The sequence below is a fragment of the Methylobacterium oryzihabitans genome (genome assembly GCF_004004555.2).
Lineage (GTDB): Bacteria > Pseudomonadota > Alphaproteobacteria > Rhizobiales > Beijerinckiaceae > Methylobacterium > Methylobacterium oryzihabitans.
The window spans coordinates 89,446-105,114 of sequence record NZ_SACP01000003.1 but is presented as its reverse complement, the minus strand read 5'-3'; the positions used below and the strand labels follow the sequence as shown (position 1 = coordinate 105,114).

13 protein-coding genes are annotated in these 15,669 nt (G+C 72.1%); 5 read left to right on the top strand and 8 right to left on the bottom strand.

Annotation, left to right across the window (positions count from 1 at the left end):
* Positions 1-219: 219 nt before the first annotated feature.
* Positions 220-1,434 carry an NADP-dependent isocitrate dehydrogenase gene (locus EOE48_RS04440; RefSeq protein ID WP_127727580.1) on the top strand — a complete coding sequence of 405 codons (1,215 nt, stop codon included), beginning with the start codon at positions 220-222 and terminating at the stop codon, positions 1,432-1,434.
* A gap of 33 nt (positions 1,435-1,467) precedes the next feature.
* Here EOE48_RS04440 and EOE48_RS04435 read toward each other — a convergent pair whose 3' ends face one another.
* From EOE48_RS04435 to glgX, 4 genes are all read right to left on the bottom strand, one after another.
* Complete coding sequence (locus tag EOE48_RS04435) at positions 1,468-3,084, bottom strand: hybrid sensor histidine kinase/response regulator (RefSeq protein ID WP_127727579.1); 1,617 nt, start codon at positions 3,082-3,084, stop codon at positions 1,468-1,470.
* A 221-nt stretch (positions 3,085-3,305) separates the two neighbouring features.
* Positions 3,306-5,264, bottom strand: a complete 1,959-nt coding sequence (locus EOE48_RS04430; RefSeq protein ID WP_127727578.1) for an AI-2E family transporter — start codon at positions 5,262-5,264, stop codon at positions 3,306-3,308.
* Between the two features lie 34 nt (positions 5,265-5,298).
* Positions 5,299-5,676, bottom strand: a complete 378-nt coding sequence (locus EOE48_RS04425; RefSeq protein ID WP_127727577.1) for a response regulator — start codon at positions 5,674-5,676, stop codon at positions 5,299-5,301.
* A gap of 125 nt (positions 5,677-5,801) precedes the next feature.
* Entirely contained in the window at positions 5,802-8,078 is a 2,277-nt protein-coding gene (gene glgX / locus EOE48_RS04420) for a glycogen debranching protein GlgX (RefSeq protein ID WP_127727753.1), read from the bottom strand.
* A gap of 190 nt (positions 8,079-8,268) precedes the next feature.
* Here glgX and EOE48_RS04415 point away from each other — a divergent pair, with 190 nt between their 5' ends.
* Positions 8,269-8,694 carry a CBS domain-containing protein gene (locus tag EOE48_RS04415; protein ID WP_246153950.1) on the top strand — a complete coding sequence of 142 codons (426 nt, stop codon included), beginning with the start codon at positions 8,269-8,271 and terminating at the stop codon, positions 8,692-8,694.
* 7 nt (positions 8,695-8,701) lie between these two features.
* Here the strand turns inward: EOE48_RS04415 and EOE48_RS04410 are convergent, their stop codons facing one another.
* Positions 8,702-8,971 carry a hypothetical protein gene (locus EOE48_RS04410; protein ID WP_127727576.1) on the bottom strand — a complete coding sequence of 90 codons (270 nt, stop codon included), beginning with the start codon at positions 8,969-8,971 and terminating at the stop codon, positions 8,702-8,704.
* 265 nt (positions 8,972-9,236) lie between these two features.
* Between EOE48_RS04410 and EOE48_RS04405 the strand changes: the two genes are divergently transcribed.
* On the top strand, positions 9,237-10,667 hold the full coding sequence (locus EOE48_RS04405; RefSeq protein WP_127727575.1) for a hypothetical protein: 1,431 nt from the start codon (positions 9,237-9,239) through the stop codon (positions 10,665-10,667).
* A gap of 1 nt (position 10,668) precedes the next feature.
* Here the strand turns inward: EOE48_RS04405 and cobD are convergent, their stop codons facing one another.
* Positions 10,669-11,703, bottom strand: coding sequence for a threonine-phosphate decarboxylase CobD (gene cobD / locus EOE48_RS04400; protein ID WP_127727574.1), 1,035 nt, complete (start codon positions 11,701-11,703; stop codon positions 10,669-10,671).
* On the opposite strand from cobD, the gene cbiB reads away from it, so the two are divergent.
* Complete coding sequence (gene cbiB / locus EOE48_RS04395; protein WP_127727573.1) at positions 11,702-12,685, top strand: adenosylcobinamide-phosphate synthase CbiB; 984 nt, start codon at positions 11,702-11,704, stop codon at positions 12,683-12,685. The genes cobD and cbiB overlap by 2 nt on opposite strands.
* A 10-nt stretch (positions 12,686-12,695) precedes the next feature.
* Here the strand turns inward: cbiB and EOE48_RS04390 are convergent, their stop codons facing one another.
* Together EOE48_RS04390 and EOE48_RS04385 are read right to left on the bottom strand one after the other, a co-directional pair.
* Positions 12,696-14,024: an MFS transporter gene (locus EOE48_RS04390; protein ID WP_127727572.1), complete on the bottom strand. Its 1,329-nt coding sequence runs from the start codon at positions 14,022-14,024 to the stop codon at positions 12,696-12,698.
* Between the two features lie 86 nt (positions 14,025-14,110).
* Complete coding sequence (locus EOE48_RS04385; RefSeq protein WP_127727571.1) at positions 14,111-14,344, bottom strand: hypothetical protein; 234 nt, start codon at positions 14,342-14,344, stop codon at positions 14,111-14,113.
* Positions 14,345-14,738: 394 nt separating this feature from the next.
* Between EOE48_RS04385 and EOE48_RS04380 the strand changes: the two genes are divergently transcribed.
* Positions 14,739-15,659, top strand: coding sequence for a sugar kinase (locus tag EOE48_RS04380; RefSeq protein ID WP_127727570.1), 921 nt, complete (start codon positions 14,739-14,741; stop codon positions 15,657-15,659).
* Positions 15,660-15,669 lie beyond the last annotated feature (10 nt).

Here is a 15,669-nt window from a genome sequence, read left to right as displayed (position 1 = left end):
CGAATCCCGATGCCGGGACGTTGAACCGTCAGACCTCCCTGAGCCCCCCGGCGCGCGCGCCGGGGATTTTTTATGGGCGACGTGGGCGTTTGACAGGTCGGCCCGTCTGTCACCCGCCGGCTTCCCCCTCATGGTGCAGCGCGCTATGACCGCGCCACGGCCCGGCTACGCCTCCGCGGCGGCCCGGCTCGCGTGCGGACCAGGGAAGGCTGATCGACCATGGCGAAGATCAAGGTGGCGAACCCCGTCGTCGAGCTCGACGGCGACGAGATGACCCGGATCATCTGGCAGAACATCAAGGACAAGCTGATCCACCCCTACCTCGACATCCCGCTGGAATATTACGACCTCGGGGTCGAGCACCGGGACGCCACCAACGACCAGGTCACGGTCGATGCCGCCGAGGCGATCAAGCGGCACGGCGTCGGCGTGAAGTGCGCCACCATCACGCCGGACGAGGCCCGGGTGAAGGAGTTCAACCTCAAGGAGATGTGGAAGTCGCCCAACGGCACCATCCGCAACATCCTCGGCGGCGTGATCTTCCGCGAGCCGATCATCTGCAAGAACGTGCCGCGCCTCGTGCCGGGCTGGACCCAGCCGGTCGTCGTCGGCCGCCATGCCTACGGCGACCAGTACCGCGCCACCGACTTCAAGGTGCCGGGCAAGGGCCGGCTGACCGTCAAGTTCGAGGGCGAGGACGGCACCGTCATCGAGCGGGAGGTCTTCAAGTTCCCGGGCGCCGGCGTCGCGCTGTCGATGTACAACCTCGACGACTCGATCCGCGACTTCGCCCGCGCCTCGCTGAACTACGGCCTCGCCCGCAAGTTCCCGGTCTACCTGTCGACCAAGAACACCATCCTCAAGGCCTATGACGGCCGGTTCAAGGACATCTTCGAGGAGGTGTACCAGAACGAGTTCGTCGACACATTCAAGGCCGCCGGCATCACCTACGAGCACCGGCTGATCGACGACATGGTGGCGGCGGCCCTGAAGTGGTCCGGCGGCTACGTGTGGGCGTGCAAGAACTACGACGGCGACGTGCAGTCCGACACCGTGGCGCAGGGCTTCGGCTCGCTCGGCCTGATGACCTCGGTGCTGCTCACCCCCGACGGCCGGACCGTCGAGGCCGAGGCCGCCCACGGCACCGTGACGCGCCACTTCCGCGAGCACCAGAAGGGCAAGGAGACCTCGACCAACTCGATCGCGTCGATCTTCGCCTGGACCCGCGGCCTGACCCATCGCGCCAAGCTCGACGACAACGCCGAACTGGCGAAGTTCGCCACGACCCTCGAGACGGTCTGCGTCGACACCGTCGAGGCCGGCTTCATGACCAAGGACCTCGCGCTCCTCGTCGGGCCGGACCAGAAGTGGCTCTCGACCACCGGGTTCCTCGACAAGATCGACGAGAACCTCAAGGCCGCGATGGGCGCCTGACGCCGCTGCGACGCCGCCCCCGCGGGGGCGGCGTCAGCTCACCCCGTCGGGTCCGTCGAGGACCCGCCGCACCCGCCGCGCCAGCTCGGTGCGGCGGTAGGGCTTGCTGATGACCTCGAACTCGCTGCCGCCGGCATCGGTGCGCTCCAGGCTCGCCTCGGCGTAGCCGGTGGTCAGCAGCACCTTCAGCCGCGGCTGCCGCCGCCGGGCCTCCCGCGCCAGCACGACGCCGTTCATGCCGCCCGGCATGATGAGGTCGGAGAACAGCAGGTCGACGCGCTCGCTGCCGTCGAGGATCTCCAGGGCGCTGCGGCCGTCATGGGCGACCAGCGTGGTGTAGCCGAAGTCGCGCAGGATCGCCCGGGCCAGCTCGGCGACGTCGCTGCGGTCGTCGACGATGAGGATCGTCTCGGTTCCGGTCTGCTCCGCCGGCCGGGACGGAACCCGCGGCGCCGGCCGCTCGGCGGCCTCGCTCGCCGGGAAGGTGAGCCGGACCGTGGTGCCGCGGCCGACCTCCGACTCGATCTGGACGCCGCCGCCGGACTGCTTGGCGAAGCCGTAGACCATCGACAGGCCGAGCCCCGTGCCCCTGCCCTCGTCCTTGGTGGTGAAGAACGGCTCGGTCACCCGCGCCAGCACCTCCGGCGGCATGCCCGATCCGGTGTCGGTGACGCTGACGGTGACGTAGCGCCCCGGCGCCAGCCCGCCGAGGCTCGCTTCGCCGGCGATGGTGCGGTTGGCGGTCGCGATCGCCACCGTGCCGCCCCCGGCCATGGCGTCGCGGGCGTTGATGAGGATGTTGAGCAGCGCGACCTCGGTCTGGGTCGGGTCGAGGCGCGCGTTCCACAGGTCTGGGGCGAGGTCGGTGCGGATGGTGACGTCGTCGCCCAGCGTGCGGTTGGCGAGGTCGCGCATCCCGTCGACGAGGTTGTTGAGGTTGACCGCCCGCCCGTCGAGCCGCTGCTTGCGGGCGAAGGCGAGCAGTTGCGCGGTCAGGGTCGTGGCGCGCTCGGCGGCGCCGCGGATGTTCTCGACCGCCCGCAGCATCCGGGCCGGGTCGGCGGGGGGCTGGGTCAGGCCCGATTGCAGGATGTCGACGTAGCCGATCACCACCTGGAGCAGGTTGTTGAAGTCGTGGGCGATGCCGCCGGTGAGCTGGCCCACCGCCTCCATCTTCTGCGACTGGCGCAGGGCGTCCTCGGCGTCGCGCCGGCGGGACACGTCGAGCTGCGAGCCGAAGAAGTAGATCAGCTCGCCCGAGCGGTCGTAGACCGGCGAGACGAACAGCGCGTTCCAGAACGACGAGCCGTTCTTGCGGTAGTTCAGGATCTCGGTCGCGATCTCCCGCCGGTCGCGGATCGCGTCCCGGATCTCCGCCACGGTGTCGGGATCGGTCTCGGGCCCCTGGAGGAAGCGGCAGTTGCGTCCGATCATCTCCTCGGGCTCGTAGCCGGTCATGGTCCGGAACGCCCAGTTGGCGAAGATGATCGGGTTGTCGGGCTGGCGCGGATCGGTGACGATCATCGGCATCCGCGTCGTCTCGACCGCCGCGAAGAAGATGTCGCCCTGGTCCGGGTGGTGGCGCGGCGAGGTCTCGTCCGACACGGTCGGCGCGCCGCGGGCCGGCGATGTCTCGGAGTTGTCGCTCATCGTCGCTCCCTGACTGGCGGACTCTGTTTACCATAAGTCATACGATTTTCGATCGATCGCTCGGCGATCCCCGCGGGATCGTGGCGATCGCCGTGCGATCGCTTCGCTCGGGTGTGCGGAGCCGAAGGCTCCACCGCGCGGGCCTCGAGACGAGTGTCGGAGCCAATCCCGACAATCGTCTCGAACGGGCGACGTGACCCCGTTCGCGGCGGCCCCGGGCCTCACCCCGGCAGGGCGGCCCCGGCCAGCCCGGCGGTCGTCGGCACCGGCTCCGCCCGCGGAGCCGCGTCGCCGCGGATGCCGGCGGGCCGGCCGGCCAGGGCCATCGCCGCCTCCACCGCCTCGCCGAGGGAGGTGACCAGCACGTCCGCCGAGGTGGTGCGGCGCAGGCGGTCGAGCATCGCCCGGTCGCGCTCGCGCCACACCGCCACCATGACCCGCACGCCCGGGATCTCGCGCCGGGCGAGGCGGGCGGCGAGACGGATATGCGAGGTGCTGAGCGGCTCGATGTAGGAGAAGCAGACCAGCGCGACGCCGGCGAGGTCGGGGCGCTCGCCGCGGGCGAGGGAATCCTGGCTCACGCTGCGGGCCGCGAGGCCGTGCCGGCCGAGCACCTGCGCCAGCATGCCGGCGGCGGCGGCGTCGAACGGACCGCGGCTCGCCACCACCAGCACCGGCGCCGCGCCGTCCCAGCCGGCGGCGAGCTCGTCCGGCCGCCGGACCGGCGCGACCCGGTCGGGACCGATCTCGTCCACGGCGGCGGCGGTCTCGGAGCCGACCGCCCCGCCCTTCTGGACCGGCATCGTCCCGAGGGTCCGCACCACGGTCTCGATCGCGGCGCCGACCTCCTCCTGCTGCTCGCGCGACAGGCTGCCCCGGGCGCGGTCGTCCTGGGCCAGGCGCAGGCCGCCGAGGGCGATCTCGTCGTAGTAGGTCACGAGGTTGCGCCGCTTGAGGACCTGGCGCGCCTTGTCGATCGCCTCGGCCGGGTCGCCGGCGAGCATGCGCTGGTAGAAGATCTCCGACGGCGACAAAGCCGGGCGGTCGCCGAGCATCACGTCGAGGAAGCGCAGCCGCTCGACGTGGCGCCCGAGCACCACGAGGCAGACGGTGAGAGGAGTCGCGAGCACCAGCCCGACCGGCCCCCACAGGAAGGTCCACAGGGTCGCGGCCAGGATCACGGCGATCGGCGACAGGCCGGTGGAGTGGCCGTAGAGCAGCGGCTCGATCACGTGGCCGGCCACGGGCTCGACCACCGCGAACAGGATCACGGTGGCGATCAGCATCGACCAGCCCGGATCGACCGCCGCCGCGACGACGAGGGGCCCGACCATGCTGATGACCGCCCCGATATACGGCACGAAGCGCAGGATGCCGGCGAGCACGCCCCACAGGATCGGGCTCGGCACGCCGATGAGCCAGAGCCCGAGCCCGACCACCGTGCCGAAGGAGAGGTTGAGGGCGGCCTGGGCGAGGAAGAACCGCGACAGCCGCGAGATCGCGTCGTCGATCGCCGCGGTGGTGGCGCGCAGGTCCGAGGCGCCGGTCAGGCGGATCGCGCGGTTGCGCAGGTCCTCGCGCTGGGCGAGGATGAACAGGCTGAACAGCAGGATCAGGCCAGTCGTCGCCAGGGGGTGCAGCACCGGGCTGAGATAGCTGCCGAGGGCCGCCGGCAGCGCCGGCTTGCGCTCGTGGATCTCCACCAGCATCGGCTTCTCGCCCCCGCCGGCGGGGGCGGAGGCCGGCGCCGTCTCCGGCGGTTGGATCGCCCGGCCGAGATCCTGCGCCATGTCGATCAGCCGGTCGATGGTGACGCTGCCGCCGGCCGAGTTGCGCAGGGCGTCGATCTTGTCGCGCATCGTCAGGGTGTAGCGCGGCAGGTCGGCGGCGAGCTGCGCCGCCTCGCGGGCGATGAGCGCGCCGATCCCGAACAGCGCCCCGAACGCGACCACCACGACGACCAGCACGGCGAGCGCCCGCGGCAGCCGCCAGCGCTGGAGCAGCCGCACGCCCGGCGCGAGCACGAAGCTCAGCATGATCGCGAGCGTCACGGGCATCAGCACGTCGCGGCCGAGCGACAGGATCACCGCGAGCACGAGGACGAGCAGGCATCCGGCCAGCAGGGTGAAGACCGGCATCGCCTCGCGGAGACGGCGGGCCGTGACGGGATCGTCGATCATGCGGGTCTCGCGAAGCCTCCGGGACGACCCGCGCTCACGGCGAGGCCGGCGTGCCGAGGGCGGCGCCGATCTGGGTCAGCAGGCGCGAGAAGTCGACCGGCTTGGGGTGGTAGTCGTCGCAGCCGGCCTGGATGACCTTGTCGCGGTCGCCCGACATGGCGTGGGCGGTGAGGGCGATGATCGGGATGCGCGAGGTCTCGGTGTCGGCCTTCAGCGCCCGCGCCGCCGACCACCCGTCGAGCACCGGCAGGTTCATGTCGAGCAGGATGATGTCGGGACGGCTGGAGCGGGCCTTCATCACGCCCTCCTGGCCGTCATGGGCCAGGACCACGTCGTAGCCGCGGCGCTTGAGCCGCCGCGAGAGGAAGTCCCAGATCTCCTCATGGTCCTCGACGAGCAGGATCTTCGCCACGGTGTCCTCTCCGACTGTCGCACCCGCGAACAACGCGTGGGGACACGCTTTCGCACATCGTCCTCGGCGCCGCACCTGCGTCGGCGCTGGGGGACGCCGGGGCCTGCGCCGGCCCCGGCTTCCGGTCAGCCGAGCCCGGGCAGGCCGAAGCTGACCGATTCCGACTCGGCGCGCTCGAACGCCTGGATCACGTGCTGGTACGAGCGCCAGGTCTCGCTGGCGTGGTCGTCCTCCGCCGGCCGCAGCACGAACATCAGGATCGAGCGCCCGGTGACGTCGTAATCGGCGCCGGCATCGAAGCGCGACAGGTCCTGGGTGTCGGGCAGGTTGGTGTCGAGCAGCCGCATCCAGCCGTCGCCGCCCACCACCTCGGGCAGGCGGAACTGCACCACGTCGTGATAGGCGTTGAACAGCAGCAGCACCGTCGCCTCGGCCCCGCGCACGTGCAGGCCGCTGGTCTGGGCGCGCCCGTCGAGGAGCACCGCCAGGGAGCGCGCCGCGCCGTCGTTCCAGTTCTCCGGCGCCATCTCCTGCCCGTCCGGCCGCAGCCAGGACACGTCCTTGACCCCGAGCTCCTCGTCGTAGGCGCCGGTGAGGAACCGGCCGCGGCTCAGCATCGGCAGGGCGCGGCGCAGGATGATGAGCCGCTGGGCGAACTCGGCGAGATCGGCCTCGTCCTCGCCGATGCCGGTCCAGTCGACCCACGAGATCTCGTTGTCCTGGCAGTAGGCGTTGTTGTTGCCCTTCTGGGTGCGGGCGAACTCGTCGCCGGCGAGGATCATCGGGGTGCCGCGCGACAGGAGCAGCGTGGCGAGCAGGTTGCGCATCTGGCGCAGCCGCACCGCCTTGATCGCCGGGTCGTCGGTCGGCCCCTCGGCGCCGTAATTGTACGACAGGTTGTGCGAGTGGCCGTCGCGGTTGTCCTCGCCGTTGGCCATGTTGTGCTTGTCGTTGTACGACACCGTGTCGGCGAGGGTGAAGCCGTCATGGGCGGTGATGAAGTTCACCGAGGCCCAGGGCCGGCGGCCGCGCTTGTTGAACTTGTCGGCCGAGCCGGTGAGGCGCGAGGCCAGGGACGGCAGCAGGCCGTCGTCGCCCTTCCAGTAGCCGCGCACGTCGTCGCGGAAGCGGTCGTTCCACTCGGCCCAGCCGGGCGGGAAGCCGCCGACCTGATAGCCGCCCGGGCCGCAATCCCACGGCTCGGCGATGAGCTTGACCGAGGAGAGGACCGGGTCCTGGCGGCAGGAATCGAGGAAGCCGCCGCCCTCGTCGAAACCGTAGGGCTCGCGGCCGAGGATCGTCGCGAGGTCGAAGCGGAAGCCGTCGACCCGCATCTCGGTCGCCCAGTAGCGCAGGGAATCGGTCACCATCTGCAGCACCCGCGGGTGCGAGAGGTTGACGGTGTTCCCGGTCCCGGTGTCGTTGATGTAGTAGCGCTTCTGGTCCGGCAGCAGCCGGTAGTACGAGGCGTTGTCGATGCCCTTGAACGACAGCGTCGGCCCCTTCTCGTTGCCTTCCGCCGTGTGGTTGTAGACCACGTCGAGGATCACCTCGAGGCCGGCGCCGTGCATGCGCGCGACCATCTCCTTGAACTCGGAGAAGGCGAAGTCCGGCACCGCGGCGTAGCGCCGGGCCGGGGCGAAGAACGACAGGGTGTTGTAGCCCCAGTAGTTCACCAGATCCTTCTCGAGCAGGTAGCTGTCGTTGACGAAGGAATGGACCGGGAGCAGCTCGACCGAGGTGACGCCGAGGCTGCGGATGTATTCGAGCACCGCCGGGGTGCCGAGGCCGGCATAGGTGCCGCGCAGCTTCTCGGGCACCGCCGGGTGCAGCTTGGTGAAGCCCTTGACGTGGGTTTCGTAGAAGACGGTCTTGTCCCAGGGCACGTTCGGCTTCTGGTCGCGGCCCCAGGTGAAGGCGGGGTCGATCACCCGGCACTTGCGCACGAAGGGCGCGCTGTCGCGGGTGTCGAAGGTGGTGTCGTCGCCGCTCTCCATCACGTAGCCGAACAGGGCCGGGTTCCACTCCACGGAACCGACCAGCGCCTTGGCGTAGGGGTCGAGCAGCAGCTTGTTGGGGTTGAAGCGGTGGCCGGCCTCCGGCTCGTAGGGGCCGTGGACGCGGTAGGCGTAGATCGTGCCGGGCCGGGCGTCGGGCAGGTAGCCGTGCCACACCTCGTCGGTGTATTCCGGCAGCTCGATCCGCTCGATCTCGGTCTGGCCGTCGTCGTCGAACAGGCACAGCTCGACCTTGGTGGCGTGGGCCGAGAACAGCGCGAAGTTGACCCCGAGGCCGTCCCAGGTCGCCCCGAGGGGGAAGGGCTGCCCCTCCTTGACCCGCGAGCGCCGCGCCCCGGCCTGGGTCGCGTCCTGCGCCGCGACCGGCTTGCCCTTGAGTTCCATGTTCATGCTCGACCCGCGTTCCCGCGCCGAGGCTCGCGCCCGAGGCGCAAGCCTGACTGTTGGCTGAACGCGCCACCGAGCGCCCAAGCTCCCTGTGGATCGCCAAAATTTCCGGTGCGGCGGGAGCGGAACCTTCGGGGCTCCGGGCGCATCGGCCCGGTGGACCGCATCGACCATGGGAGGACCCGACGTGCCGACGATCGCCGACGTGATGAGCCGCGACGTGGAGTTCGTGGCCGGGGACGCGCCCGTGCAGGAGGCGGCGGTCCTGATGGGCGAGCTCGACGTCGGCGCCCTGCCGGTCGGCGGCCCGGACGCCCTCGAGGGCATCGTGACCGACCGCGACATCCTCTACCGCGTCGTGGCCCAGGGCCGCGACCCGGCCGCCGTGCGGGTGCGCGAGGTGCTGTCCCGGCCCGTGGTCGCCTGCGCCGAATCGGATCCGGTCGGCACGGCGCTGGACCTGATGGCGGGACACCACGTCCGGCGGCTGCCGGTGCGCGACGCGGGCGGGCGGGTGACCGGCTGGGTGACGCTCGCCGACCTGTCCCGGGCCCTGCTCGTCGGCAGCGACGCCCTCCAGGCCGGCCTCAGGCAGCTCACCGAGGCGGAGTAGGGCCCGCTCAGATCCCGGCGTCGGGTCCGCCGGAGCCGGTGTCGCGCTCGGCGATCGTCTGGCGGGCGAGGTGGCGGGTGATCCGCTCCTCGATGTCCCGGATCGTCTCGTCGATGAGGTGATCCTGCAGCAGCGTGCGCGGGTCGTCCGCGGTCATCTCCTGCCGGTCCTGGAGGCGCCGCACCGCCTCCCGGACGGTGGTGTAGACGGCTTCGCGCTCCTCGCGCGACATCGACGGCGACACGGCCCGGGCGACCAGATCGGTGAACTCGGACATCGGGACGGTTCTGTTCTCCTGACGGCCCGGGAGCCGGCGGCGGGCGCGGGGCCGAGCGTTGGTCCCGATGCCCCGCGGCTGTCAAGCCTGCGGGGACGAGGCCCCAGGACAATCGCTGAAGCGATTGTCCTGGCTTCCTGCTTGGCCTCAGGCGCCGGCCGTCACATCCGTGACTTTGGCTTCGCTCCGCTCTGCGTTCGAGCGGACATGCGTCCCCTCGAACCCGCTCCGCGGGGCGCTCCTCGCGCCCGCCATAGAGCGAGAGGTGCGGCCGGGTCGGAGGCACGAAGGTCGCGAGATAGACCTGCTGGCGGTTGGCCGAGATGCGGGCGCGTTCGAGCATCATCACGGCGGATTCGTTGAGACGGTTGGCGATCGTCCGCTCGACCTGCAATCCCTCGTATTCGAGGATCGCCTCGGCCGCGTTCGGAGCCTTGACCGCCATGTTGTCGCTGGTGAGCGAGTCGCGCAACTGCTTGATCTGCTGGTCGAGGGCGGCGATGTTGGCGAGCAGGGCCTGGATCGGCCGCGCCTTGTCGTCGAGCGACGAGGAGCGCAGGACCTGGAGGTCGTTCTCCGACCTGATCCGGTCCTTCTGCAGCGTCATCAGCGTGGCGTAGGTGGCCTGCGCCGACTTCGCCGGATCGATGATGCCCCAGCGGTTGCGGAAGCGGTTGAGGGCGATGTGTGCGTTGCGCAACCGCTCCTCGGTCTTCGCCAGCTCGGCGCGGCTATGCGCCAGCATGTCGTTCTGGGCGCGCTCGGAGATGTCGTTCACCAGCGACTCGGCCCGGGCGAGGATGTGCTTCGAGATCGCGACCGCGTCGTCGGGGTCGAAGGTGCGCACGCTCAGGGTCACGACACCCGAGATCAGATCGATATGGGTCTGGACGTGCTTGCGCCAGTACTTGACCAGTTCCTCGATCGGCCCTTCACCACCGTAGCGGCTGAAATAATCACCCGCCTCGGCGCTGAATATCTTCGAGATCTTCAGCGCCTTCTCGGCATCCTCCACCATCGCCTGGCTGGAGATGTAGTTGGTGACGATGTAGGTGTCCTGGTTGTTGTTCTTCTGGATCAGGCTCGTGAACTCGCCGAGCGAAACGCTGCCCATCGGCTCGACCTCGCCACGCACCGTGAAGCGGCTCTCGACGACGTACTGGTCGGAGGCGACGGCGAACAGGTAGAGCGCCACGGCGGCGGTCGGCAGCAGGACGAACAGGCTGAAGTTGCGCACCAGTTGCACGGCGAGCCGGGGCTGGGGCGCCTCCGGGCCCGGGCGCAGGGCGACGCGGCGCCACAGCACCGGCTTGATCCGCGCCAGCATGCGCGAACCGGGCCGCCCCGGAGCCTCGACCGGCTCGATCGTCTCGGCGTTGCGGCGCAGGTCCGGCACGGTGCGCCGGGCGAATGCCAGGACGCTGCCGATCCTGTCGCGCCGTTTGACCTCGTCGTCCGCGTTCATCCTGATCGGTCCCCGTCGCCGCCGTCCCGGCGGCTGTCCGCTCCGCGGGTCCGCGCGGGCGCGGTCCTGCGGCCTCCCGCCGGAAAGCGCCGCGTTCGCCCCTGCACGACCGCCCTCCCGGCGAGCGGAGCCATCGCGGCGTTTTCGGCCTTTTTGAAGGCGCGGGCCGGCCCGCCGGCGCCGCTGCGGCGGGCCGCCGGGGCGGAGCGGCGAGGCGCGCCAGCCACTTAGGTCAGCCTGTGGCACTCCCGCCACGCGATGCCGCGACCGGTGCGAGGACGGCGTCGAGGCGGCGCCACTGCGTCTCGCCGGCGGGCAGGCCGAAGCGCAGCCTCCCGGGGTCGTCGTCGAAGCGGCGGACGTGGATCCCGGCCCGGCCGAGGGCCTCGAACAGGGCCGGCCCGTGCGCGAAGGCGGCGGTGCGGAACAGGCAGGTGCCGCCGACGATCCGCCCGCCGGCGCGCTCCAGGAGGCCGTCGAGGCGCGCGGCGTCGCGGGCGCGGTCGGCGCGGGCGCGCTCCCGCCACGGGGCATCGGCGAGGGCGCGGCGGCCGACGGCGATCGCCGGGCCCGAGACGGCCCACGGCCCGAGCCCGTCGCGGATCGCCGCCGCGAGGTCCGGCGCGGCGACCGCGAAGCCGAGGCGCAGGCCGGCGAGCCCGTAGGTCTTGCCGAAGGAGCGCAGCACGATCGCGTTCGCCGGCAGCACCGGGCACAGGGACGGCCCGGGTTCGAGGTCGGCGAAGGCCTCGTCGACGACGAGCCAGCCGCCCGGCGCGAGCCGCCCGGCGAATGCGGCGAGGGCCCCGGGCGCCCAGCGGCGGCCGTCGGGGTTGTTCGGCGTGACCACGACGGCGACGTCGAAGCCGGCGCTCTCCTCGGGCCCTGCGACCGCCGCGACCGCGTGCCCGGCCCGGCGCCAGCCGGCGGCGTGCTCGGCATAGGTCGGCGCGACCACCGCGACCCGGCCCGCCGGCCGCAGGCGCGGCAGCAGCGCGATCAGCGCCTGCGTGCCGGGCGCGGCGACGACCTGTCCGGGCGCGGCCCCGTAGGCGCCGGCCGCCGCGGCCTGGAGCGCGCGCAGGTCGTCGGGGGCCGGCAGGCGCTCGAAGTGGCTGGCCTCGATCGGCGGGCACGGGTACGGGACCGGATTGATCCCCGTGGACAGGTCGATCCAGGGCTCGGGGGCGCCGGGGAAGCGGCGCCGCGCCTCGCCCAGGTCGCCGCCGTGCCGGATCGGCCCCTCCCCCGTCGCGATTCCCGCCATGGCCGCCCTGCTGCACCCGCCCGACAGCCTCCTGGTGCTCGCCCTCGCCCTCGCGGTCGAGGCGGCCCTCGGCTATCCCGACCGCCTCTACAGGGCGGCCGGTCACCCTGTCACCTGGATCGGGCGGCTGATCGCGTGGCTCGACCGCCGGATGAACCGCGACGGCGCGTCCCCGGGCCGGCGGCGCCTCGCCGGGGTGGCGGCGCTGGCGCTGCTGCTGCTCGCGACCGGGCTCGCCGCCGCGCTCCTCACCGGGCTCGCGGCGGCGACCGGCGCCGGCCTCCTCGTCTGCGGGCTCCTCGCGGCGAGCCTGCCGGCGCAGCGCAGCCTGCACGTCCACGTCGCCCGGGTGGCGGCCGACCTGCGGCGCGACGGGCTGGCGGGCGGGCGGGCGGCGGTGTCGATGATCGTCGGGCGCGATCCCGACAGCCTCGACGAGGCGGCGGTGTGCCGGGCGGCGATCGAGAGCCTCGCGGAGAACTTCTCCGACGGGATCGTCGCGCCGGCCTTCTGGCTCGGCGCCGGCGGCCTGCCCGGCGGCGCGCTCTACAAGGCGGTCAACACCGCCGACAGCATGATCGGCCACCGCACGGCGCGCCACGAGGCGTTCGGCTGGGCCGCCGCCCGCTTCGACGACCTCGTCAACCTGCCGGCCTCGCGCCTCACCGCCGGGCTCCTCGTCGCCGCCGCGGCGTTGCGGCGCGACTGCTCCGGCCGCGAGGCGCTGGCGGCGGTCCGCCGCGACGCGCGTCGCCACCGCTCGCCCAATGCCGGCTGGCCCGAGGCCGCGATGGCCGGGGCGCTGGGCCTGCGGCTCGCCGGCCCGCGCATCTACGGCCATACCCGGGTCGAGGATCACTGGATGGGCGCGGGCCGGGCCGAGGCCGGCCCGGCCGACATCGAGCGGGCGCTGGGGCTCTACCGCACCGCCTGCGCCCTGCTGTGGCTCCTCGTCCTCGGCCTCCTCGGGCTGACGCTCTGAACCTCCGCGCTCAGCGCCGCAGCGGCGTGAGGTCGGAGGACTCGGCGGCCAAGGCCCGGCGGCGCAGCGCCGCCTGGGCGACGAAGACCATGCCGGCGCCGACATACAGGCAGGCGGCGAGGAACAGCATCGGGGCGAGCGTGCTGCCGGTGGCCTGACCGATCTGCGGCACGACGTTCTGGGCGACGAAGCCGCCGAGATTGCCGACCGAGTTGATCGCCGCGATCCCGGCCGCCGCGGTCGCCCCCTTGAGGAAGGTCGGCGGCAGCGACCAGAACACCGGCTGGCCCGAGAAGATGCCGGCGGCGGCGACGCAGAGCAGCGCGAACTTGATCGCGTTGCCCGGCACCACGACGCTCAGCACCAGGGCGGTGGCGCCGACGAGGGCCGGGATCACGATGTGCCAGGTGGTCTCGCCGGTGCGCGCCGCGTGGCGGGGCACCCACCACAGGGCGAAGCCGACCGCGATCCACGGCAGCACGTTGATGAAGCCGTTGGCGGTGTTGGAGACGCCGAAGCCCTTCACCACCGTCGGCAGCCAGTAGCTCAGGCCGTAGGCGGCGAGCGGGAAGGCGACGTAGAGCAGGGCGAGGATCTGCACCCGCTTGTCGAGCAGCACCTTGAACGGGTTGGCGTGCTCGGTGTGGCCGGCGCCGGCCTGCTCGCGGGCGAGCGTGTCGGCGAGCCACCGCTTCTCGTCCTCGGGCAGCCAGCGCGCCTTCTGCGGCCCGTCGGGCAGGATGAAGATCACCACGGCGGCGAGCAGGATCGCCGGGATGCCGGTGGCGACGAACACCCATTGCCAGCCGCGCAGGCCGAGCAGGCCGTCGAGGTCGAGGAGCGCGCCGCCGATCGCCGCCCCGACGGCGTTGGCCACCGCGCTCGCGATCATGAACCAGCCGACCATGCGGCCGCGATGCGCCTGCGGGAACCACAGGGTGAGGGCGAACAGCACGCCCGGGAAGAACCCCGCCTCCGCCGCGCCGAGCAGGAAGCGCAGGACGTAGAACATCGCGGTGTTCTGGGTGTAGCCGAGCAGGATCGTGATGAGGCCCCAGGTCGCCATGATGCGGGCGAACCACAGCCGGGCGCCGACCCGTTCCAGGATCACGTTGGCCGGCACCTCGAACAGGAAGTAGGCGACGAAGAACAGCGAGGCGCCGAGCCCGTAGACCGCCTCGCTCAGCCCGAGGTCGCCGACCATCTGGAGCTTGGCGTAGGAGATGTTCTGCCGGTCGATGTAGGCGATCAGGTACATCAGGCCGAGGAGCGGCATCAGCCGCCACGTGATCCGCGCCACGGTGCGGGCACCGAGCGCGTCCTGCGCTTCGTTCGTCATCGCGTTGGTCCTCCCTCGCCGGCCCGAACAAGGGTCGATCGTGGGGAAGCCAAGTAGAACGTCGCCCGGCGGCGGCCAGGGAGGCGCTACGCGCCCGCCGGCGCCCGGTCCTCGTCGATCTGCAGCGACCAGACGCGCCGGCCGTCCTCGTCGGTCATCCAAGCCGAGGCGGCATCCGCGCCGAAATGCTCGTCGGCCCGGCCGAGGACGACCGCCTGGGCGTGGCGCAGGCTCGGCGCCTCGATGGCAACCGCGTCCGCTCCGCCCTCCCCGGACGGAGCGCGGGAGCGGGTCGCGACGTGCAGGCGGAACGTCGACATGACGGAGGGTCCTTCTGCCAAGGGGCCGCGACGCGTCGGATCGGTCTCGTCATACGGCAATTCGCGCAACGGTCAATCCGCCATCGACAGTCATCCCACGACGAACGCCCGGCGGACGCACCGGACCATAGCCTTATCCGTCTTGGACAGGCCCGGTTCGCACTTGCGGAAACCGGAAACGAATGTTCTCCGGACCACGGTTTCCAGGGACGAACACGGCGATTCGGCAGGGGAACCGAAGGAATGTCCTGCGCCGTTCGCATCGGGGGCAGGATCACGCCGGATCCGCGAGGTCGCTTGCGCGGGCGTGGCCGCCGGGCCAGTGTCCGCCGCATCGCGGGATCAGGCGCCGCGGCGCGGCCGACCCGGGCGTTTCTGTGTGGAGGATGACGGGATGAGGGTCGCCTGCGTCGGCGAATGCATGATGGAGCTGTCGGAACGGGCCGACGGCGCGCTCACCCGCGCCTTCGGGGGCGACACGCTCAACACCGCCCTCTATCTCGCGCGGCTCGGCATTCCGGTCGACTACGTCACGGCGCTCGGCGACGATCCGTGGAGCGACGAGATGGTGGCGGCCTGGGCCGGGGAGGGCATCGGCACCGGACAGGTGCGGCGGGTGCCCGGCCGCAATCCCGGCCTCTACATCATCCGCACCGACGCCGCCGGGGAGCGTAGCTTCCATTACTGGCGCGACAGCGCCCCGGCCCGCGACCTGTTCGCCGGCCCCGACGCCGCCGCGACCCAGGCGGCGCTGGCGGGCTACGACCTCGTCTACGTCTCGGGGATCAGCCTGTCGCTCTACGGCGAGGCCGGCCGGGCCGCCCTGGCCGAGACCCTGGCCGACCTGCGCGGGCGCGGCGGGCGCGTCGCCTTCGACACCAACTTCCGCCCCCGCGGCTGGCCCGACCGCGACCTCGCCCGCCGGGTGTTCCGCGATGCGATGGCGGCGGCCGACCTCGTCTTCGCCTCGACCGAGGATCTCGACTGGCTCTACGGCGCCGGGGGCGAGGCCGAGGCGCTGGCCCATCGCGGCCGGGCCGAGATCGCCCTCAAGAGCGGCGGCGACGCGCCGGTGGTGCGGGTGCTGTGGGCCGACGGCGACGAGACCGTGCCGGCGCCGCCGGTGGAGGCGGTCGTCGACACCACCGCCGCCGGCGACAGCTTCGCCGCCGCCTACCTCGCCGCCCGCCTGACCGGCCGCGACCCGGTCGCCGCCGCGAGGGCCGGCCACCGCCTCGCCGGCGCGGTGATCGGCCATCGCGGCGCCGTCATCCCGCGCGCGGCGATGCCCGACCTCCCGCTCCAGCCCCTGTAAGGACGTCCCG

Bases quoted from the DNA above. Each gene is read 5' to 3' on its own strand.
- EOE48_RS04440 (WP_127727580.1), top strand. From the start codon at position 220: ATGGCGAAGATCAAGGTGGCGAACCCCGTCGTCGAGCTCGACGGCGAC.
- EOE48_RS04435 (WP_127727579.1), bottom strand. From the start codon at position 3,084: ATGAGCGACAACTCCGAGACATCGCCGGCCCGCGGCGCGCCGACCGTG.
- EOE48_RS04430 (WP_127727578.1), bottom strand. From the start codon at position 5,264: ATGATCGACGATCCCGTCACGGCCCGCCGTCTCCGCGAGGCGATGCCG.
- glgX (WP_127727753.1), bottom strand. From the start codon at position 8,078: ATGGAACTCAAGGGCAAGCCGGTCGCGGCGCAGGACGCGACCCAGGCC.
- EOE48_RS04410 (WP_127727576.1), bottom strand. From the start codon at position 8,971: ATGTCCGAGTTCACCGATCTGGTCGCCCGGGCCGTGTCGCCGTCGATG.
- cbiB (WP_127727573.1), top strand. From the start codon at position 11,702: ATGGCCGCCCTGCTGCACCCGCCCGACAGCCTCCTGGTGCTCGCCCTC.
- cobD (WP_127727574.1), bottom strand. From the start codon at position 11,703: ATGGCGGGAATCGCGACGGGGGAGGGGCCGATCCGGCACGGCGGCGAC.
- EOE48_RS04390 (WP_127727572.1), bottom strand. From the start codon at position 14,024: ATGACGAACGAAGCGCAGGACGCGCTCGGTGCCCGCACCGTGGCGCGG.
- EOE48_RS04385 (WP_127727571.1), bottom strand. From the start codon at position 14,344: ATGTCGACGTTCCGCCTGCACGTCGCGACCCGCTCCCGCGCTCCGTCC.
- EOE48_RS04380 (WP_127727570.1), top strand. From the start codon at position 14,739: ATGAGGGTCGCCTGCGTCGGCGAATGCATGATGGAGCTGTCGGAACGG.